We start from the raw sequence: 21,304 nt of genomic DNA on the forward strand, positions 1-21,304 counted from the left end.
CTATGGGGCTAAGGGGGGTCTTCTCTTCTTCAACAAATAAAAATCTAAATAAACTCTTTATTAAAAACCATGAGAGCTAATAATGAAAAAATTTCATCAACTCAGCGGCATGTTTTTATTAGTGGGCGCTATTTTTTCCACTTCTGCTAGCGCAGCCAGCGATATTTCGCTCTACAAAAATAAACCCTTAAACGGTTGGCAATTATTTATTGAAAACCCCGAGCAGCAACAAAAATTCACTGGCACCAATGCGGTTACCCCCAAGGGGGATGTGCAATTGCAAGCCGGTGAAAAAGACAAAGTAGCGGACGCACTAATTTTTAACTGGAAAGATTCCTGGCGTGCGGGTATGACGTTGGAGTCGGGTAAGCCGTTAAATCTGGCGGCGATGATGAAAACCGGTGTGCTGGCACTGGATATAAAAATTAATGAATTAGAAAAAGGCGGCGTCTCTTTCAAAATGGAATGCAAGCCGGAAAATTGTGATCGCGTGGTGCCCTTCACCATGGCCGCGCGCGAATTGCGCGGCAAAGGGTGGAGCACGGTGTATGTGCCGCTGAATTGTTTTGCACAAGAACAAGATGACTTCAGTGCAACCACTATGCCCTTTGCGTTAGAGGTCGGTGGTAAAGGTGAAGTAGCTGTTGCCAATGTACAACTGCTGGCGAAGGCCCCTAAAAAAGTTGCTTTGTATGAATGCCCCAATTACAAAACCGCATCGGTTACACCGGGTATGTTAAATGAATGGTGGTCGATTGATTGGTGGTTGCCGCGTCATGAACAAAAACTGGCAGACGCCAAAGCCATTGCCGCTAGCGACGGAAAAATTGATTTGTTGTTCATTGGCGATTCCATTACCCAAGGCTGGGAAAAAGAAGGCGCACCGGTTTGGCAAAAACATTATGCCGAACGCAACGCCTTTGCGATTGGTTTTGGTGGTGACCGCACCGAAAACGTACTCTGGCGTTTACAGCACGGTGCGGTGGAAAATATGGCACCAAAATTGGTGGTAATGATGATTGGTACCAATAATACCGGTCACCGCCATGAAAACCCTGCTTATACCGCAGCGGGCATTAAAAAAATATTAGGTGAATTGCACCAGCGTTTGCCGGAGTCAAAAGTATTGTTGCTGGCCATTTTTCCGCGCGATGAAAATCCGGATGGCAGCTTGCGTCAAATCAATAATGGCGTGAATGCAATCATTAAAGACTACGCCGATAACAAGCGTGTATTTTTTGCGGATATTAACTCGGTGTTTTTAACCAAAGACGGTGTATTGCCCAAAGACATAATGCCGGACTTGTTGCACCCCAATGAAAAAGGCTACAACCTGTGGGCTGAAGCGCTTGAACCCCACCTGCAAAAATTATTGAAATAAGTGCCACAGCGGCGCCTCAGGGCGCCGTTTTTTGTGGAAAAAAATGGTAAATAAAAATTAACAAATAAAAATAATAAATAAATTTGGTAAATAAAAATAATTATCGGCACCAGAAATAATACGACAATCAACTGTATGGGAGTATTTTATGAAGTTCCGCACGGAATGTTTTTTTATCACCCTGATTATCTTCTGTTTTAGTGGGCCAGCATTTGCGTCATCGCAATTGACTTCATCGCCCTCGGTATCACCTCATACGCTCTGGTATGAGCAAGCCGCCCAACATTGGGAGGAAGCGTTACCGCTGGGTAATGGCCGTTTGGGTGCGATGGTTTATGGTGGTGTGACCCGCGACAATATTCAAATCAATGAAAATACGTTTTGGGCCGGTGGCCCGCACAATAATGTAAACCCCAAGGCACTGGAATCGTTACCGGAGATTCGTCGCTTAATCACAGCGGGTGAATATCTCGCGGCAGAGGCGTTGGCAGAAAAAACAATTACCAGCCAAGGTTCCAACGGCATGCCCTATCAAACCGCGGGCAATTTGCATTTGGAGTTTCCTGCGCATAAACAATTCAGTCACTACTATCGCGATCTGGATATAGGCAAAGCTATTGCGACCACGCGCTATCAAGTGGGCGATGTGGTTTATACCCGCGAAGTCTTTAGTTCGTTTGTGGATCAAGTAGTGGTAGTGAAATTATCGGCCAGCAAGCCGGGCCAGCTCAGTTTTACCGCGCATTTATCTCACCCGGCGACTATGCAATTCGCGCAGGAAAATAATCACACCTTGTTAATGCAGGGTATGTCCAAAGATCACGAAGGTATTAAAGGGCAGGTCAAACTCGCAACCTTGGTGGATGTGAATACAAGCGGCGGTAGCCTGAGCCAAAACAATAATCGCATTGCGGTAAGCAATGCCGATTCAGCGTTAATTTTAATCTCCATGGCGACTAATTTTGTCAATTATAAAGACATCAGTGGCGATGCGTTGGCGCGTGCGCGCAATTATCTCGCCAGTGCCAAAAACCAATTCACCCATAATCAGTACACCGCGCGTAAGCATGTACACAGCAATTTTTATAAACAGTATTTTGATCGTGTGGCGTTGCAGTTGGGTAAGAGTGAATTTGCGCAGGAGCCAACCGATCAACGCATTCGTTTATTTGCCAGCCGCCATGATCCGGAGTTGGCAAGTTTGTATTTTCAATTTGGTCGCTACTTGCTGATCTCCGGCTCACAACCCGGCGGCCAACCCACGAACTTGCAAGGTATTTGGAATCATCGCATGGATCCGCCATGGGATAGCAAATACACGCTGAACATTAATGCGGAAATGAATTACTGGCCATCCGAAGTTACGCAATTAAATGAACTAAACGAACCGTTTATTCAAATGGTAAAAGAGTTGGCGCAGACCGGTCAGCAAACTGCAAAAGAAATGTATGGCGCACGGGGCTGGATGGCGCACCACAATACCGATATTTGGCGCATTACCGGCGGCATAGATAAAACTTGGGGCTCCTGGCCTACGAGTAATGCCTGGTTAAGCCAACACCTGTGGGAAAAATATTTGTACAGTGGCGATAAAACCTATTTGGCGGATGTCTACCCGGTAATGAAATCTGCCGTCACGTTTTTTGAGGATTTTTTAATTGAATCACCAGACAAAAAGTGGCTCATAGTCTCGCCCTCCATGTCACCGGAAAATGCACCTACCGCAACCGGCGTTAAAATCGCCGCTGGTGTGACTATGGATAATCAACTGCTGTTCGATTTGCTCTCCAATACCATTGCCGCTGCTGAAATTCTCGGGCAGGACAAAACGCAAATTCCAGTGTGGAAAAAAATCCTGTCGCGCCTGCCGCCTATGCAAATTGGTAAACATCACCAGTTGCAAGAATGGTTGGAAGACTGGGATGAACCGCAGGATAAACATCGCCATGTTTCCCATCTCTATGGGCTTTATCCGAGCAATCAAATTTCACCGCTGACAGCGCCTGAATTGTTTAGCGCGGCGCGTGTGACTATGGAGCAACGCGGGGATCCATCCACCGGTTGGTCGATGAATTGGAAAATTAATTTGTGGGCGCGGTTATTGGACGGTGATCGTGCGCTGAAATTAATGCGCGAACAAATCAGCCCAGCCATGACACTCGATGGCAGTGTGAATGAAAGTGGTGGTACTTACCCGAATATGTTTGATGCGCACCCGCCATTTCAAATTGATGGCAATTTCGGTTTTACCTCCGGCATGGCAGAAATGCTGGCGCAAAGTCACGACGGCGCGGTGCATTTATTGCCGGCGCTGCCGCAAGCCTGGCCCGAAGGTGAGGTAAAAGGGCTGCTAATGCGCGGCGGTTTTGTGGTGGATATGCGCTGGGCTAACGGCCAGATTCGCGAACTAAAAATTCATTCGCGGTTGGGCGGAAACCTGCGTTTGCGCACCCATAGCGAGCTACCTGCCGTCAGTGATTTTAAAACTAAAAAAGTACGCGGTACCAAAGCTAATCCCAATCCCTTTTATGCCCGGGCGAAAATTAAAACGCCGCTTAAAAATACCGGCAAAGTAATGCCATTATTGTCGCTGGCAAACACCTATGTGATAGACGTTCCCACTCAGGCTGGGCGGGATTATTACTGGGCGGTTAAATAACTCTTTACAGGCGCTAGCAATAGCGCCTGTTTTTTTTGGTGGACTATATAAAAAATTATAGGTAGGCGTGGAGTGGTTTTAGTTATGAATAATATATTAATTCGCTGTTTGATTTTACTGGGATTATTGTGGGCTGTTCCGCCCTTTGCCCAGCAAACCCAAATCCAGTATTTAAGTGGTACCGATAAAGACAACACCTTGCCATGGGACTTTAAAGTCAATGGCGGCCGCAACAGTGGCAGTTGGAGCCGTATTCCCGTTCCCTCCAACTGGGAAATGCAAGGTTTTGGTAGTTATCGTTATTTTATTGATTGGGGTGATAATCCAGCGCCCGATACCGAAGGGCTTTATCGCACGCGATTTTCAGTGCCTGAAAACTGGCGCGATCAGCACATTAATATTGTGTTTGGCGGTGTGATGACCGATGCGGAAGTAAAAATTAACGGCCAGCTTGCCGGGCCGGTGCATCGCGGTGGGTTTTATCAATTCAGCTATGACATAAGCCCTTCGCTAAAGCCGGGCGAGGAAAACTTGTTGGAGGTAAAAGTTAACCGTTTCTCAGCGGATGAGTCGGTGAATCGCGCTGAACGCAAAGCCGATTTTTGGTTGTTTAGCGGTATTTATCGTCCCGTATGGCTGGAGGCAAAACCCCGCGAGCATATTCAACGCCTGGCAGTAGATGCGCGCCACACTGGCGACATCCAATTGCAGCTGTGGCTAAACAACGCCGACACTGCCAATAATATTGTTGCGCAGGTTAGTGCAATTGACGGTGAAAAAAGAAAAAAAGTGGGCCAGTTCTCCGCAAAAATAGCGCCGGGTGCGCAACAGCTTAGCGTAGAAAATAAAATCAAAAAGATCATCCCCTGGTCTGCGGAAAATCCGCAGCGCTACCAGTTGCAGGTGCAATTGCGCGCTGACAAAAAAGTCATTCATCAAGTTGAACAAGTGATTGGTTTTCGCAGTGTTGAATTGCGCAAAGGCGATGGTCTGTATGTGAACGAAGTAAAAGTGCGGTTGAAAGGCGCTAATCGCCATTCGTTCTGGCCCGACTCCGGGCGCACTACCAGCAAAACGCTGAGTTATGCCGATGCTCGTTTACTGAAAGAAATGAATATGAATGCGGTGCGTGTGGCGCACTATCCACCGGATCAGCATTTTTTAGACGTGGCTGATGAGTTGGGCCTCTATGTGATTAACGAACTCACCGGTTGGCAAGAGGCTTATAGCACTGAAGCGGGCACGCCCTTGGTAAAAGAATTAATTCTGCGCGATCACAATCATCCCTCAGTAATTATCTGGGCCAATGGTAACGAGGGCGGTTGGAATACCGAGTTGGATGATGACTTTGCCCAGTGGGATACTCAGGCGCGACCGTTGATTCACCCCTGGGGTTTATTTGGTGGCATTAATACCGCCCATTACGAACCGCTGAATTGTTGTGCGGGCCGATTGTTTGACGGTGAGGATGTTTTTATGCCCACGGAATTTTTGCATGGCCTTTACGATGGCGGTGCAGGCGCGGGGTTAAATGACTGGTGGAATAAAATGCTTGCCAATCCACTCAGCGCTGGCGGATTTATTTGGGCCTTTGCCGATGAAGGCATAGTGCGCGCCGATCGCGCCGGAAAAATCGACGTGGCAGGCAATAGTGCACCCGATGGTATTGTCGGCCCTTATCGCCAAAAAGAAGGCAGTTTTTTTGCCATCAAAGAAATTTGGTCGCCAGTTTATTTCCCGCTCGCGGAACAGGAAATTTTACCCGCCAGCTTTAACGGAAAATTGATGGTAGAAAATCGCTATGAATTTACCGGGCTGGATGCGCTGACCTTTCGCTGGCAGTTAGTGGAGTTTCCACTGCCACGTATAAATGGCACCCTGCAAAACCAGGCACAAAATAAAAGTGCGCTGACTAGTGTGGCTGAAGGCGAAATAAAAGCCTCTGCTATTGCGCCGGGCGAACGCGGTTTTATCACTGCGGATTTGCCGGAAAACTGGCAGGCGGCGGATGCGTTTTATTTGACGGCTTACGATAAAACCGGCGCCGAAATTTATCGCTGGTCGTGGATGATTGCATCGCCGCAAATGGTGATTGATTCAATACTGCCTGCAAGTGTTGCCGCCGATGTTGTCGCAAATAAACCGAGTGAAATTGCACAAGCGCAAGGTAAGTTCAATCTGGTGAATGGCGATTTACAAGTGCAGATCGATAGCGCCAGCGGTTTGCTCCATCGTATTGTGCGCGGCACTAACAAATTGTCGTTTAACAATGGCCCGCGCTTGCTCAATGGCACGGGCACACTCACCGGCATTCGCGGTTATGTCGATCAGGGCGATGCCGTCGTCAGCGCAGATTTTAACGGTGAGTTGTGCAAAATAGAGTGGCGTTTGCAAGCCAATGGCTGGCTCAAACTAACCTATGCCTATCAAATGAAAGGCGGCACCAAGGCGGATTATCTGGGGGTAACTTTTGACTACCCGGAAACCCAGGTTAAATCCATGCGCTGGTTAGGCAAGGGGCCGTATCGCGTGTGGAAAAATCGTACCAAGGGTGTTGAATATGGTGTGTGGGAGAAAGCCTATAACGATACGGTTACCGGGCTGGAGTGGAATTATCCGGAATTCAAAGGCTTCCATGATCATGTCTATTGGGCGGAGCTGGCGACCACGGAGTTGCCTTTGGTGATGGTGATCAATGACCCCAACATCAACCTGCGCCTGTTAACCCCGCGCCAGGCCAGCGGCGAAAGCGAGAATCCCATGACAACCAAAGTGACGTTCCCCGAGGGTAATATCTCGCTGTTGCATGGTTTTGCGCCTATCGGCACCAAGTTCCACCAGCCTGCAAACCACGGCGCGGAGGGCGAGTTAAACCAGGTGCCGCGCCTGGGCCAGTGGTATCAAACGGAGGTGTATTTTTATATCGGTCAACCCTAAGCGCGAGGGCCAGCGACCTGCAAAGGGTTGGCTGGCCGCTCATCTATTCAGCAGAGTTAATGTTATATTCAGCACCGGCGACCTATAAGGCTTATTGAGGTTGAACTCACCACTCCAAGGAGACTGAACCATGAAACCTGTGATGAATAAAACAATGAAACCTTCAATGAAACGCGCCTTTTTGCTGGGCGCAGTGATGACATTGGCACTGCCAGCGGTCGCCGAGTCGGTCAAGGTGGATATGGCACCCGGCCTGTGGGAAAACAAAATGCAATATACCGGCGATGGTGCCGCCCAAATGCAACAAATGCAGTCGGCGCAAATGGAAACCGCCATGGCCGAAATGAAAAAACAATTTGCCGCTATGCCGCCCGAACAGCGCAAACAAATGGAAGCGCTGATGGAGCAATCGGGCATGAAAATCAGTGAAGAAGGCATGTCCTTTGAGAATAATCAGGTTAGTGTTTCTGCCGATGGCGCCACCGTAAAAAATTGCGTTACCCAGGCGCAAATCGACAGCGGTGATATGGGCATGGATGACAGTGAGGATTGCACCTCTACACTGACTCAGGTTAGCAGTAACCGTTTCAAATCCGTTCAGGTTTGCACCGGCGAAAATCCGTCGCGCAGTGAGGGCGACATAGTATTTAGTTCACCCAAACGTTACAGCGGTACCGGCATGATGACCCAAACCGTGAATGGCCAGCCGCATAAGGTAACCGTTGCGATAGACGGCACTTGGCTGGGGAGCGATTGTGGCGATATCCAACCGCAATAATCTTTAACTGCACAGTTGTACATGTCCCCATCCTTAACCAAAAGCCGCGCGAGTAGTAATTGTGATTAAACGCTGCATACTTGTCAGTTTGTTATTGCTAATGACCAGCCTTGCGGCCCACGCTCGCGAGCTGGTGGTGGTGTTTGAAAATAGTTTGCAACCTTCTACATCGCTGGATGCTATGGCGCGTTCACAAATGTTAATGCGCAACCTGGCGATGGCGGAGGTGCCGCAGGCGATGTTTTTAATAAAACCGCGCGCGCTCGACAACAAGGATAAAGCGCGTCTGCAGCTTTACAGCGATCGCGGTCATTTATTGGTTAATGCCGGTTACAACCATAGTTTGGTTAGCAAGAGTGACCTGTATGCCTATGAAGTCGGTATCCTTAAAGCCAATCGCCTGCTGTCGCCTTATTCCGGTTACCGGCAGCATTTGCATTTTTCGTATTTACACGAGCAAGGTGATAGCGCAATCCAGCGCAGTTTAATTGGGTTTGTCAAAATGCGCGGTTATCGCCCGGCGTTTACTACCTATAACCCATGGCGCGGTGTGGATGCTTATTTGAACCAGCTGTATCAAGCGCGCATTAAGCTCAATCGCCCGGTCAACATGGCGGCGCTGGAAAGTGCCTATGTGGAATTGTTAGCACAGACGTTGGTCGAGCAGGATGCACTGGCATTTAACCTGCTGGGTTATTCGCCACCGCAAACCCTGGTATTACAGGAAAATGATCTGGCGGCGTATTTTGTAGTGGCATTGCTCGATGAATTAATTGCGCGTGGCTGGCAGTTGATTAGCGCGCAGCGCTTGGTGGATGCACCCATCGCCAACCCTTTATTTAGCAGTGGTTGGGGTGCCAATAGTTTTTGGCCCGCAGTGACTGGCCTGCCCGATATTCGTGTTGCTTACCCTCGCACCCTGGGTGAGCGCAAAACCTACGTAGATAATTTTTTACAGAGCCGGGTTCCCGGTTTACTTGAACACTAATTGTTTTTCTGAGGGAGTTTTATAACTACCATGCAAACTACAGCTGCAAAAAAATGCGCACTGGGTTTTACAAAGTGGACTGCGTTGGCTTTTACCCAATGCACCGCCGTGATGGTCGCCGCGCTGCTCGCGACCAGTGTTTCTGCACAGCAAAAAACGGTTATTTTTAAAAACGGTTTTGAAGCGGGCAATGACAGTAAAAAATGGGCGCTCATGTACGGTGCAAATTTAGTGGAAACCGATGCGCGCACCGGCACAGCGGCGCTGCTGATTGATCAGGGGGAAGCCTCTGTGCGCAGCCGTGTCAGCTTGAGCGAGCAGGGTACGCTGGAGTTGTGGCTTAAAACCTCATCGCCTGCGACGCAATACAAAATTAATGTACTGGTAGCTACTACTCAAAATAGCGATAGCGGTTGGGTAAACGTTGGCAGTATTCGCGGTAATCATGACACCAACGAATATTATGCCAAGCGTGTTTCTATTGATGATCCGGGCAAAAAATTCCTGCGGTTGGATATTGAAGTCACCAACGGCCAGTTGTGGGTCGACGACTTGAGTGTGGAAAAAATTCTGCTGGATACCGCGCTGCAAAAAAATCAGGAAAAAGTTATCGCCGAAGTCTTAGGTAAATTGCGCGACGACAAAAACTATCAAGTGCAAGCAGACGCACTGCGCACGCTCGGCAAGAATTACGCCGCGCAGGTGGATGTACAGCGTCAATATTTGGAATATGCCAATGGCATATACTCCAGCGTCACCTTGGTGCTCGCCACTTCCGAGCGCGGCAAAATGGCCAATCCACTCGGCTATCAAACCTTTAAAGGTGTAGTGAACGATGTGCGCACTGTTGCATCACCCATTCAAAAAGCGCGCATGGATTCTATGCTGCGCCCACTGGGCGATATCGCCACTGCCACGCTGAATATTATGACCAACGGTACCTACGCCGCTTTTGCTGAGCCCTTTAAAACGATTGTCGCCACCGCGTTTGATCGCTCATCCTATGAGAATGCGGGCATTGATCGTAAATCCCGTAAGTTTGCGGAAAAAAATGGTTTGGAAACCTTCAATAAAACCGAAGTGTTTTTGGGTGAAATTGAAAAAGAACTTAATACCGTCACCGCGCTGGACAAAGACCTGCTGGACATCCAGCGCGAGGTGGATAAATTCCGCAAAGACCTGGACAAACATTTAAAAGAATCGCTTATTGCCGGTGGCATGGGGCGCGGGCAGGACAATTACAAACGCGTAATGAGCAAAGACGAACCAGTGCGCGCTGCCGCGCTGCAAGAGATCGACAACTATTTTATGGTGCAAGCGGAAAGCTACCAAAATTACTCCAGCTCCAACACCGAGTTTGTGCAATTTATGATGAAAGCCACCAGCACCATGGAGGGCACACAAGTGTTCAAAGAGCGCTTTAACCAAATCGCCTCCTCGGTAATCACCTTCTACGACAAATTCGACCGCTCTGTCGCCAAGGATCAAAACCCCTTCACCAACGACAAAGACCGTGCTGTGTGGGAATCCCACGCGGTAAAAGTCCGCGCCTACATTCAGGAATCCAAAGCCGCGTTCGCCAAAGCTTATATGTAATTACATGCAGCCATGTTCCACCAAAACGCCCCGCAAGCCGGGGCGTTTTTGTTTCTAAAAGTCCCAGTGTTGAAGCGGTTAGAAACGGTGGTTTATCTTGTGGGGGAAATGTCGTATAAAGTGGTAAATTGTGAGTGCCTGGGTTAATGGCTCATGAGTATTTACTTAGTTTTTGTCGACATCTTGTTTAATGCATTGCTCTTCAATCAGGATGGCATTTTTATCAAAAGAGGTTTCTATGCTGTGGGACTTATTACAACAAACACAAATTAGCAGTGCACAACGATCAGCTAATGAAGCAAGTTTAAAGGCAAGTATTACTGAGATAAATATATTGGAGCTTCAGGGGCAAGTGCAGACTTTGGCACTTGCTAGTCAAGCGATGTGGGAGCTTTTGTCTCATCAATTTGGAATAACTGAAACAGATTTGCTAAATAAAATGTCCGAGATAGATATGCGTGACGGTGTGGCTGACGGTAAGGTATCAGTCAAATCTTTATCCAGGTGTCCTGATTGTGGCAAGGATGTTAAAAAAGTTCGTCCAAACTGTTATTGGTGTGGAGCAAAGCTCTCGCTGGCAATGCCGTTCATCAAATAAAGCGACTTTTGACTCAAAGCAGTGAAGTGTTTGCTTTGTATGGAAAATCAATGCAGCTAAATTTCTTCTGCATTGCAGCATTCAGCTGTTTAAAAACCTATTCATAATAAATAGAAGTAACTTATGCGTTTATTCCTTGGGCTTTTCCGGCTTGTTATCTGTGTTAGCTGCCTTGTGTTGCTCGCACCGCGCCTGTGGGCGCAGCCGTTGGAAGAGCAGAAAATTGTCGCTTCTTACCTTTATAACTTTGCCAAAAATATTGAATGGCCGCAGGTTAAAACTCTGCGCTCTTTTGATATTGCGCTTTATGGCGATGCTGACCCTGCGCTCTTGAGTGCGCTGCAGGGCTTGCGTGAGCGAGTGAAGGTTCATGGGTTGGCGGTGAATTACCGGCAGGTGAAAACACCCGCGGAGTTGGCAGCATTTCAAATGGTTTATATGGAAAGCGCCGATAAAAAAACCATGACCGATGTGTACGATGCATTGGATGGTAAGCCGGTGTTGTTGGTGACGCGCGATTACAGCAACCAGCAATTGGTGATGATCAATTTAATCAGCACAGGGCGCAGCCTAAAGTTTGAAGTAAACAAATCCAATATTCTCAACCAAGGGTTGGGAGTACAGTCTGAATTGATTTTAAGTGGCGGCACCGAGATTGATGTGGCGCGCCTGTATCGCGAAGGGCAGGCGTCGCTGGTTGCCTTGCAAAAGCAATTGCGCAATCGTGAAAAGACATTAAAAGAATTGACCGCCTCTATTGATAACCAACAGGCGATTAACCACAACCTGCAGCAACAAATGGCGGATTTGGCCGAGAATATTGATGCCAGCGATGCATTGATTGCCCAGCAAAAGCACCAATTGCAATTGCAGCAAACGCAAATAGACGCCAGCCTGCGCGAGCGCGAAAAATTAATGCAGGAAGTGCAGTCGCGCACGGCAGAGTTGGATGAGCAGCAAGCCTATTTACAAAAAATCCTTAGTGAAATTGATGCGCGTGAAAAACGCCTTGCGGATTTGAATAAAAATACCCGCTCACTGGAAAGCACTATTCTTGAACAAAAAAATGCCATAGTGGGCCTGGATGAGATGGTGGATTCGCAGCAAGTAGCACTGCGTTACTTGTGGGGCTCGGTGGTATTGGGTGCGCTGTTAATTATCACCGTCTTTATTGCCTACATTATTAAACAGCGCGATAACCGGCGCCTCGCTGCGCGCAGTGAGGATTTGCAATTGGCGCAGGAGCGGTTGGCAATTGCCAAGCGCAAAGCAGAGGACGCGAGTCAAGCTAAAGGCGAGTTTCTTTCGCTGATGAGCCACGAATTGCGCACGCCATTACAGTCGATCATCGGTTATACCGAATTAGTAATTGAAGAATTAAAACTGGTTGAAGATGAAGCCCATGTGCAGGATTTACAGCGCGTGATTAATAACGGCGAGCGCTTGCTGAAATTAATTAATGGTGTGTTGGACATGGCCAAAATTGAAGCCGGTGGTATGGAGTTGGATTTAACCCACGTAAAACTTTCTCGGTTAGTGGATGAGGCGTTAAGTGCGGTGGTGCCACTGTTGGAAAAAAACGCCATTCGCTTGCGTGTGGATGTGGAGGACGGCGAGACGCTGCCCATTGCCGACCCTGAAAAATTGCTGCATATACTGATTAATTTACTGAGTAACGCCGTTAAATTTGCGCCCCATGGCGAGGTGGAAGTGCAGGCATTTCATCGCCCGGAGGAAATATTTATCAGTGTGGCGGACACTGGTATTGGTATTCCACTTGAACAGCAAAACAGTATTTTTGATCCCTTTAAACAAGCCGACTCCAGCGCGACACGCAAATATCAGGGCAGTGGTTTGGGCTTGTCTATTAGTCGCCAGTTGTGTGAATTAATGGGCGGCACTATTCGGGTGGAAAGTGAATTGGGCAAGGGCGCGCGTTTTATTGTGGAGCTGCCCCTGCCGATTCAAACAACCGCAGTGGGTAAGGTTGCGGCTCCAGCATAATTTCCTGTGCGGGTTTGGGAGCACCCAAGTGGTAGCCCTGCACAAAGTCCACGCCCATTTCTTGTAGAATATTTAAAATTGCTTGGCTTTCAACGTATTCAGCAACCGCTTTTTTGCCCAAGGTTTGAATTACCTGAATCATTGATTTCACCAGCGTTTGATCAATTTCATCGCAATCCAGATTTTGGATAAATGAGCCATCCAACTTAATGTAATCCGCTGGCAAATCTTTCAAGTAAGCAAAGCTGCTAAAGCCGGAACCAAAATCATCCACCGAAAAACTGCAACCCAATTTGTGCAATTCGGCAATCACGCGCTGGGTAATATGCAGGTTAAACAAACTTGCACTCTCGGTTAATTCAAAGGTGATGCGGCTCGGGTCTACACCGGTTTCGTCCAGGCTGGCGAGAATGGTGGCCATCAGCTGTTCGTCTTTAAATGCCTGTGCGGAGAGGTTGATCGCAATATGATTCAGTGCGGGGTAATCGCGCAGGTGACGAATGGCTAATTTAATAATCCAGCGATCCAGCAAATGCATTTCGCCCGACGCTTCCAGTGCGGGAATAAAACTGCAGGGGCCGATAACTTTTCCATCCAGATCGTGCAGGCGCACCAGTGCTTCGTAGTAAGAAACTTTTTTCGCTTTCACATCAAAAATGGGTTGGAAGTAGAGCATCATGCGGTCTTCCACAATCGCCTTGCGCACTTTTTGCGACATGTTGATGGAGTGACGCAACTCATCGCTTTCGCTGTCTTGTGGGTTGTACAAGTGAATCAAATTGCGCCCGCGCCCCTTGGCGACATAGAGTGCAATATCGGCGCGCATTAAATGTTCTTCCGGGTTATTGGTGCTGCCGTCAATCAGGCTCATACCAATACTGCTGCCGAGATTAATTTGTTGTTCCTGCAACGGGAAACCAAATGCGGCCACAATGGCCTGCACGCTCAGCGCAAATTCCCGCGCTTCACTGCTGCTGGTATCGCGCATTAAAATTGCAAATTCATCGCCACCCAAGCGGCATAAAATATCGGTGCTGCGCACTTGTTGGCTGAGCAGGCGCGACATATCGCGCAGTATTTCATCGCCTTTTTGATGACCAAAGGTATCGTTAATAACTTTGAAATGATCCAGGTCCATGTACACCAGCGCGTGTTGGGTATTGGTGCGCACGGAATCGGCGGTGAGTTGTGCGAGGGTCGTTTCAAAAAAGTGGCGATTGTATAAACCAGTGAGCGAGTCGTGCATTGCCAGATATTTTAATTGCGCTTGCGATTCGCGTCGCTCGGTCACATTGTCCAGACAGACTGTGAGCGTGGTTTGGTCTGCAACTTTTGTCGAGCGGCTGATTTTCAATTGCGCCCACAGGCGCTGGTGGCGACTGGTGCTAAAACAAAGTTCAATTTCCGGGAAGGTTTTTTTCTGTTGCAAGGCTTTGCGAATTTTGCTTTTGAACAGTGCAAATTGGCTGATGTCTTCCGGGGCGATAAAGTGATCCAGTTTTTTCCCAATACAATCGCCCACCGCAAAACCCAGCAGGGTTTCCCACGCGTGATTTAAATAGTGAATGCGAAAATCCAAATCCAGTTCCATCACCACCGATTGCAAATCATTGAGCAATTGGTGATGGCTTTCATAGAGCTGACGAAACGCCAGCTCGCGCGCTTCCAGTGATTTTACCCGCGCCGCAAATTGTGCGTTGCTGACGAGAAAATCCTCGCGGTGAATCGCGATGTCGCACACGCGACGCAAGTGATCGGCGCGAAAAGGTTTGGGTAAAAAATCCACTGCGCCGAGCAGCATTAATTCTTCTGCCTGATCGATAGTGGTGTGCGCAGTCATAATCACTACCGGCTGATTGGGATCAGTAGCTTGAATATCGATCAAAATATCGCGCCCGGACAATTTGGGCAGCATCACATCCAACAGCACCAGATCGTGGCGGCGCTCGCGCCAGGCATTAAGACCAGTATCACCTTGATCGGCTATTTCAATTTCAAAATTGGTGGCCAGCACCCGTTTAATCAGGTCGGCGGTATCGGGCTCATCTTCAATGACCAACAGGCGTGGTTTGCGTGTGTTCTGCGGCATAGCGTCGCTGAGCTGTGCAATCGCAGGCGCTAAACGGTGCAGGTGATCCAGAGGAATAAGTTCATTGATGCCGTATTCGCGCGCGGTGACTTCGGCAATACGCTCGCACCAGGTGTTGGCGGTGATGATAATGGGCAGGTCGGCGCGGCAGTGTAAAATGCCGCTGCGCACTAAACGCGATAAGCGCCAGCCATCTAAATCCGGGGTTTCGACATCGGCGATTAATAGATCAATGTGTTGGTGACGCAACAGACGCAAGGCTTTTTGTGCGGAGTCTACCGCATGGATTGTCTGATAATTTGCATCTTCCAGACAGGTAAGAATCGCATCCAGTGCGCTATTGTCGCTATTAACTACCAGAATACTGATGAAGGCGTGGGTATCTTGTCTTAACTTATTATCATTAAACACGCTAAGGTCTCCGCGTTACCGTGCGCGCAGCCTAGCATAAACCGTCCCTGGTTTTTACTTTTTAACGCGCTGTTGGCAGCGCGTTAAATGCCGGGTTTAGCTGAAGATTTGGTTGACGTGTTAATTGTGGCTCAGGCAACGCTTTTGGTGGGGACGGCAGCTTCTTTATCGGCGAGCTTCTCCGCGCGCTTTGCACTGATCGGTTCCACTTTGCGTTGCTTCTCGTAAAGGAAGCGCAATACCGCCGAGCGATAACCGTTGTATTCCACGTTGTCCGCCAATTCCAGGCGATTGCGCGGGCGCGGTAAATGCACATCCAGAATTTCGCCAACAGTGGCGGCAGGGCCGTTGGTCATCATCACAATACGATCAGAGAGCAGCACCGCTTCGTCCACATCGTGGGTAATCATAATTACGGTATTGCCCAGCTCGTTTTGAATTTCCATTAACGAGTCCTGCAGGTGGGCGCGGGTAAGTGCATCCAGCGCACCAAAGGGTTCATCCATCAATAATACTTGTGGCTCCATCGCCAACGCGCGCGCAATCCCCACACGCTGTTTCATACCACCGGAAAGTTCGTCGGGGCGTTTGTGCAGTGCGTGGCTCATGTGCACTAATTCGAGGTTGTGTTCAATCCATGCGCGCATTTCTGCTTTGGTTTTTTTACCTTTAAATACACGCTTAACGCCCAGCTCCACATTTTCATAGGCTGTTAACCAGGGCAGTAGTGAATGGTTTTGGAATACAACCGCGCGCTCCGGGCCTGGCTCGTTCACTTCGCGACCATTTAATACCACGCCGCCAGTAGTGGCCTGGTAAAGCCCGGCAACAATATTTAATACCGTCGATTTACCGCAGCCTGAGTGACCAATCAACGAGACAAATTCGCCTTTTTTGATTTTTAAATCCACATTTTGCAGTGCACAAAATGGACCCTTGGGCGTTGGAAATTCTATGCCGACTTTGGTTAATTCCAAGTGAACCTGGCTCATGGTGACTTCCTCAGTAATCTTTTGCTAACAATAAAAGTGTTTATCAATGTGAATAAAGCAATTCGTATGCCGTACTAATCAACACAAGGCGAATTAGCGGACTACGGCACTTTTGTCCCAATTCACATAGGTTTGAATCATCAAAATGGTGCGGTCGAGCAAGAAACCGATAATCCCGATCACCAAAATGGCGAGGCAGATACGGCTGAGTGAATCAGATGAACCGTTTTGGAATTCATCCCACACAAATTTGCCCAGCCCCGGATTTTGCGACAGCATTTCGGCAGCGATTAATACCATCCAGGCGATTCCGAGAGAGATGCGCAGGCCGGTGAACATCATCGGAATGGCGGAAGGCAATACAATTTTTGCTACGTGAGTAAACCAACCCAAACGCAGTACGCGGCTGACGTTCACCAAATCTTTACTGACACCGGCAACGCCAACAGCGGTATTAATCATGGTGGGCCAGAGTGAACAGAGGCTCACCGTTAACAGCGAAATAATGTAGGACTTGGAAAACATTGGTGAATCGGAAACGTACACCGCGCTGACCACAATGGTGACCAGTGGCAGCCAGGCGAGGGGTGATACGGGTTTGAATAATTGGATCAATGGATTGATTGCGCTGTATAGCGGTTGGCTCAAACCAATCAGTATTCCCACCGGGATGGCGATGAGTGAGGCCACCAAAAACCCGGAGAGTACGGTAAATAAACTGGTGTAGATTTTGTCAAAAAAAGTTGGGCGGCCATTAAATTCGCGCACATCAAGAGTGGCGTTAGGGTCTTTGGCCAAAAGTTCGGCATTGCGCTTTTCCTGACGCTCGTAAAATACAGCTGCGCGTTCCTGTTCTGCCTGATATTCATCCACCAGGTTGCCCCATTGCTCGTAGACTTGTTTGGGTTGGGGGAAATCACCCAGCGAGGTTTTTATATTGGGCGCTACACCGTGCCACAACATCATAAAAAAAAGTACTCCGACCAAGGGCATTAAAATGCCAATCAATACCTCGCGCCATTTAATCGCTTTAAATTGTTCAAGTTTCAGGGTGGCTAATTTATTGCTCATGATCGTTTCCTCGGGCAGCCCGCTGAATCGGTATCAGCGGGTGCACTACAGCGGTTGCCAAAAAATTAAATCGTTGGTGTTGCAGTGAATTATTGAATCCTGTCGGTATTAAATGCGGCGGGTCAGTGACCCGCACAGGCAATTAAATTTTTTCATCACCTTTCAAACCAATAGGAAACTTGGTCAGGTAGTCGTTGGGTTTTGTTGCATCAAATTGCACGCCGTCAATCCATACAGTTTCATCGGGGGTGCGAATACCGGTAAAGGTTTTGAAATCAGGGAAATCGCTAGCCGCCATTTTTCCTTCTTCAATCAAGTCAGCTGCGGCTTGTTGATAAATTTCCGGAGCAACAGATTTTTTTGCCATTTCCATATACCAGCTGTCAGGTTTGGCTTCAGGAATTTGACCCCAGCGACGCATTTGAGTCAGGTACCACACTGCATCTGATACATGTGGATAAGAGGCGTTATAGCGGAAAAATACGTTGAAGTCCGGTGTTGGGCGCACGTCTTTGCGCTCGTACTCAAACACCCCGGTCATGGAGTTGGCGATAACTTTATAATCGGCACCTACATAGTGAGCAGCGGAAATCATTTTTGCACCAGCAGAGCGATTGGCGTTGTTGTTTTCATCGAGCCACTTGGCGGCGCGAATCATTGCCTTCACTACGCGAATACTGGTGTTAGGATTTTTTTCCAGGAATTCTTTTTTCATACCAAATACTTTATCGCCAATTTTGTTGTGCACGGCCATTACCGGCACACCAATACCGCGAAATACGGCTTGTTGGTTCCAGGGTTCACCCACGGAATAACCTTGAATTGTGCCCGCTTCCATCGTGGCCGGCATTTGCGGCGGCGGGGTTACTGACAACAAAATATCGGCATCAATTTGTCCGGTGGTGTCGCCTTTGTGCGGTGCATATAAACCGGGGTTAATTCCGCCGGCGGCAAGCCAGTAGCGCAAGCCCATGTTGTGAGTGGACACTGGAAATACCACGCCCATTTGGATGGATTTACCTGCGTCTTTCATTTCATCCACAACAGGTTTTAGGGTGCTGGCGCTAATAGGATGAACTGGTTTTCCATCGGCACCCACGGGTACATTTTTTTTCATTTTTTTCCAAATTTCATTGGAAACTGTAATGGCGTAGGTGTTCTGCGTCATGGTGAATGGAAACACCAAATCCGCTTGCGTGCCGTAACCAATATTGGCGGCAACAGGTTGTGCCAGCAGCATATGAGAGCCATCCAGCTCACCGGAAATTACCCGGTCGAGTACTACTTTCCAATTCGCTTGCGCTTCCAACTCAACGGTTAAACCTTCATCGTCGAAATAACCATTTTCATAGGCAACCGCGAGGTCAGCCATGTCGGTGAGTTTAATAAATCCAAATTTCAAATCGGTTTTTTCCGCTGGGCCAGTTGCTGCTTGTGCCGCGCTGATAAGCGAAATAGTTGCTGCAAGAACAGCAGCCGTTTTTTTCAACGGTTTTAGAAAACGTGAGACTGCATGCATTTTTTTGCTCCTGACTATTGGTCTAAAAAACTAAAAAAATTATTGGGAAAATCTGGTTGTTGCTGTGCAAGTACTGCTAATCAAAAAAACGTTTGGTAATTAGCTCTATTCAAACACTGTGCCAATTCCAGTAATGCATTTTTATGGCGCATTAAATTGGATTTTGATTCGTGTTTTTTTCGCTTTTGCACGCGCGCGGAACACAAAAAAATGCACTGCTTTTTTTTGGTGCCGTGAATGCACGATTTGATGGTTGTTGGCTGGTGCTTGGTTGTTGGTGTGCCGCACTTTATTGGCGCAAAATCGCACTAGTGCGGCGCAGCAGGGGAAACAGCAAACCCGAATCGGGTGAGCGGGGAGGGCGAAGTCATTTTAAAAAGTGTTTTAAGTCAATGGGCTAGCGATGGTTAGGTGTCAGCACTCGCGCTGGGCAGCGTCTATACTGGAGTGCAGATAGAACCCATGATAAGGATAAATAATGATGAAGTTGTGGCGGTTTTTGCTGGTTTATCTCTGCGTTGGCCTCTGGGGCTGTTCCTCGGTGGTGCAAAAAGTTCCGTTTTTGGCCGAGCAGGGCCCAATTGCCAAGGCGCTCTCGGGAGAGTTGATTCTCGGGCGCCCTTATACGGCTGCAGATTTACCTGACCACGAGCTATTTGAATTGACGCCGGAGATGGAAAACTTTGCTACCAGCACCGTCGCGGGTATTAGTGCGGCCGATAAAAAAGCCGAGGCATTGCATCGTGCACTAATGACATCGGTGCAATTGGGCGGGCGCGGTATTACTTATTCGGCTTACACCACCAATACCGGCATCGATGCTTTTGAAAAGCGCCAGGCCAACTGTTTAAGTTGTACCTTGCTCTATGTGGCCATGGCGCGCCATCTAGGGCTGAAAGCAGAGGTTAATGAAGTGATATTGCCGCCCACCTGGGATATGCGCGAGGGGGATACCTATCTATTTATGCGGCATGTAAATGCCAAGGTGTTTATGCCCAGTACGCCGCGCACCTGGATCAGGGCAGTGAACACGGCGGATGTGAGCGACATAGTGGTGGATTTGGAGATGCGTCGCTTTCGTGCGCACTACAAACAAAAAGTGATTGGCAAGGATCTGGTGGCAGCGCAGTTTTATTCCAACCGCGGCATGGAGTTGGCGGCAGAGGGCGATGTCCGCGCGGGATTTCTGTATTTGCGCAAAGCCTTATTGATGAGCGAGGAGCCGAGTTATATCTGGAGTAACTTTGGCAGTTTTTATCGCCGCCAGGGTTTTATGGCGGAAGCCGAGGCGATTTATTTGCACGGGTTAAAGGTAAACCCGCGCGATTACACCATCATGCACAACCTTGCCGGCTTGTATAAGGACACGGGCAATCTGGCACAGCACCAGTATTATCAAGAGCGGGTGCGTAAACATCGCAATGCCAACCCCTATTATATTTATCGCCGTGCGCTGGAGGCGAGCGAGCAACAAGACTATGCCAAGGCATTACAGTTAATTAAAAACGCCATAAAAAAAGAGAAAGACGAAATTCGTTTTTATCGTTTGGCGGTCACTATTTATGATGCCTTGGGCGATAGTGAAAATGCGGAGCACATGCGCGATAAGGTGTATCAGCTCAATACTATTCGTTTCTGACAATCACTAGCTGGATGCTGCCCACTTTGAAACCCCATTTGCGCAGGGTGGATTCGTTGAGCAGTACCTTGTTGTCCACTTGCCACATCCAATCCTCTACCCGCAGTTGTAGTGGCGAACCCTTGTAGGCAATTTCCAGTACATAATCCAGTTGCATCGCATTGCCGCTCACCTTGGCTTTGCCGGTGCCAATCACATCGCCTGCGGTGGCGTTGTAACCGTCGCCATTGGGCGTGAGTGTCCAGTTGCGAAACTGCACTTCGCCGTCATCAAATACAAACCGCTCCTCCAGTGTACCCACGCCGTTTTTCCAGTAGGCATTGATTGTTGCATTGAAATAGCGCGTGACCTTGCCGCTGCGATCCTTGAGTACACCGTGAGCGCTCAGCGAGCCATTAAAAAAAACGCGCGGATCAAGCTGCGGAGTGTTTTGGGTGTAGTCGTCGACACTGGAGGTAGAACATGAGGAGAGCATAAGTATCAGGCCTGATAAAAACAGCAATTTCCAAGGGGCGCGCATGGAGTTGAGCCTTTCGTGAATGAGTTGTGTCCGCCGTACAAGCGGTCTTGCCATTACATACGCCGCCGTGTGCAGGGGGGATCACCGGTGCGAGTAACAGGGTAAAAGACTGTAATTGTCCA

Annotated in this window: 14 protein-coding genes; 9 read left to right on the top strand and 5 right to left on the bottom strand. The window is 48.5% G+C overall.

What is annotated here, in order from left to right; all coding sequences use genetic code 11:
- Positions 1-82 precede the first annotated feature (82 nt).
- The 8 genes from O59_RS19610 (at position 83) to O59_RS19645 (ending at position 12,941) form a co-directional block, all read left to right on the top strand.
- Positions 83-1,381, top strand: coding sequence for a GDSL-type esterase/lipase family protein (locus tag O59_RS19610; RefSeq protein WP_007645859.1), 1,299 nt, complete (start codon positions 83-85; stop codon positions 1,379-1,381).
- A gap of 148 nt (positions 1,382-1,529) precedes the next feature.
- Positions 1,530-4,040, top strand: a complete 2,511-nt coding sequence (locus O59_RS19615; RefSeq protein ID WP_007645861.1) for a glycoside hydrolase N-terminal domain-containing protein — start codon at positions 1,530-1,532, stop codon at positions 4,038-4,040.
- Positions 4,041-4,124: 84 nt separating this feature from the next.
- Positions 4,125-6,977, top strand: coding sequence for a glycoside hydrolase family 2 protein (locus tag O59_RS19620; protein WP_007645863.1), 2,853 nt, complete (start codon positions 4,125-4,127; stop codon positions 6,975-6,977).
- A 130-nt stretch (positions 6,978-7,107) separates the two neighbouring features.
- Positions 7,108-7,755, top strand: a complete 648-nt coding sequence (locus O59_RS19625) for a DUF3617 domain-containing protein (RefSeq protein ID WP_007645865.1) — start codon at positions 7,108-7,110, stop codon at positions 7,753-7,755.
- A 61-nt stretch (positions 7,756-7,816) separates the two neighbouring features.
- Entirely contained in the window at positions 7,817-8,743 is a 927-nt protein-coding gene (locus tag O59_RS19630) for a hypothetical protein (protein WP_007645867.1), read from the top strand.
- A 30-nt stretch (positions 8,744-8,773) separates the two neighbouring features.
- Positions 8,774-10,339, top strand: coding sequence for a hypothetical protein (locus O59_RS19635; protein WP_007645869.1), 1,566 nt, complete (start codon positions 8,774-8,776; stop codon positions 10,337-10,339).
- 238 nt (positions 10,340-10,577) lie between these two features.
- Positions 10,578-10,937: a hypothetical protein gene (locus O59_RS19640; RefSeq protein ID WP_050977134.1), complete on the top strand. Its 360-nt coding sequence runs from the start codon at positions 10,578-10,580 to the stop codon at positions 10,935-10,937.
- A 123-nt stretch (positions 10,938-11,060) separates the two neighbouring features.
- Positions 11,061-12,941: a YfiR/HmsC family protein gene (locus O59_RS19645; RefSeq protein WP_081489754.1), complete on the top strand. Its 1,881-nt coding sequence runs from the start codon at positions 11,061-11,063 to the stop codon at positions 12,939-12,941.
- Here the strand turns inward: O59_RS19645 and O59_RS19650 are convergent.
- From O59_RS19650 to O59_RS19665, 4 genes are all read right to left on the bottom strand, one after another.
- Positions 12,877-15,441: an EAL domain-containing protein gene (locus O59_RS19650; RefSeq protein ID WP_007645872.1), complete on the bottom strand. Its 2,565-nt coding sequence runs from the start codon at positions 15,439-15,441 to the stop codon at positions 12,877-12,879. The two genes, O59_RS19645 and O59_RS19650, sit on opposite strands and share 65 nt — an antisense overlap.
- Before the next feature lie 131 nt (positions 15,442-15,572).
- On the bottom strand, positions 15,573-16,433 hold the full coding sequence (locus tag O59_RS19655) for an ABC transporter ATP-binding protein (protein ID WP_007645874.1): 861 nt from the start codon (positions 16,431-16,433) through the stop codon (positions 15,573-15,575).
- A 93-nt stretch (positions 16,434-16,526) separates the two neighbouring features.
- Positions 16,527-17,504, bottom strand: a complete 978-nt coding sequence (locus O59_RS19660; protein ID WP_007645876.1) for an ABC transporter permease — start codon at positions 17,502-17,504, stop codon at positions 16,527-16,529.
- A gap of 142 nt (positions 17,505-17,646) precedes the next feature.
- On the bottom strand, positions 17,647-19,023 hold the full coding sequence (locus O59_RS19665) for a CmpA/NrtA family ABC transporter substrate-binding protein (RefSeq protein WP_040393626.1): 1,377 nt from the start codon (positions 19,021-19,023) through the stop codon (positions 17,647-17,649).
- Positions 19,024-19,501: 478 nt separating this feature from the next.
- Between O59_RS19665 and O59_RS19675 the strand changes: the two genes are divergently transcribed.
- Positions 19,502-20,662 (top strand): transglutaminase domain-containing protein, encoded by a 1,161-nt coding sequence (locus O59_RS19675; protein ID WP_007645882.1) that lies wholly within the window; start codon positions 19,502-19,504, stop codon positions 20,660-20,662.
- Here the strand turns inward: O59_RS19675 and O59_RS19680 are convergent.
- Positions 20,649-21,137: a DUF3833 domain-containing protein gene (locus tag O59_RS19680; protein WP_151056439.1), complete on the bottom strand. Its 489-nt coding sequence runs from the start codon at positions 21,135-21,137 to the stop codon at positions 20,649-20,651. The genes O59_RS19675 and O59_RS19680 overlap by 14 nt on opposite strands.
- Positions 21,138-21,304 lie beyond the last annotated feature (167 nt).

This window comes from Cellvibrio sp. BR (assembly GCF_000263355.1).
Lineage (GTDB): Bacteria > Pseudomonadota > Gammaproteobacteria > Pseudomonadales > Cellvibrionaceae > Cellvibrio.

Excerpts from the sequence above, each read along its gene's own strand:
- O59_RS19610 (WP_007645859.1), top strand. The coding sequence starts at position 83 with ATGAAAAAATTTCATCAACTCAGCGGCATGTTTTTATTAGTGGGCGCT.
- O59_RS19615 (WP_007645861.1), top strand. The coding sequence starts at position 1,530 with ATGAAGTTCCGCACGGAATGTTTTTTTATCACCCTGATTATCTTCTGT.
- O59_RS19620 (WP_007645863.1), top strand. The coding sequence starts at position 4,125 with ATGAATAATATATTAATTCGCTGTTTGATTTTACTGGGATTATTGTGG.
- O59_RS19625 (WP_007645865.1), top strand. The coding sequence starts at position 7,108 with ATGAAACCTGTGATGAATAAAACAATGAAACCTTCAATGAAACGCGCC.
- O59_RS19635 (WP_007645869.1), top strand. The coding sequence starts at position 8,774 with ATGCAAACTACAGCTGCAAAAAAATGCGCACTGGGTTTTACAAAGTGG.
- O59_RS19640 (WP_050977134.1), top strand. The coding sequence starts at position 10,578 with ATGCTGTGGGACTTATTACAACAAACACAAATTAGCAGTGCACAACGA.
- O59_RS19645 (WP_081489754.1), top strand. The coding sequence starts at position 11,061 with ATGCGTTTATTCCTTGGGCTTTTCCGGCTTGTTATCTGTGTTAGCTGC.
- O59_RS19655 (WP_007645874.1), bottom strand. The coding sequence starts at position 16,433 with ATGAGCCAGGTTCACTTGGAATTAACCAAAGTCGGCATAGAATTTCCA.
- O59_RS19660 (WP_007645876.1), bottom strand. The coding sequence starts at position 17,504 with ATGAGCAATAAATTAGCCACCCTGAAACTTGAACAATTTAAAGCGATT.
- O59_RS19665 (WP_040393626.1), bottom strand. The coding sequence starts at position 19,023 with ATGCATGCAGTCTCACGTTTTCTAAAACCGTTGAAAAAAACGGCTGCT.
- O59_RS19675 (WP_007645882.1), top strand. The coding sequence starts at position 19,502 with ATGATGAAGTTGTGGCGGTTTTTGCTGGTTTATCTCTGCGTTGGCCTC.
- O59_RS19680 (WP_151056439.1), bottom strand. The coding sequence starts at position 21,137 with ATGCTCTCCTCATGTTCTACCTCCAGTGTCGACGACTACACCCAAAAC.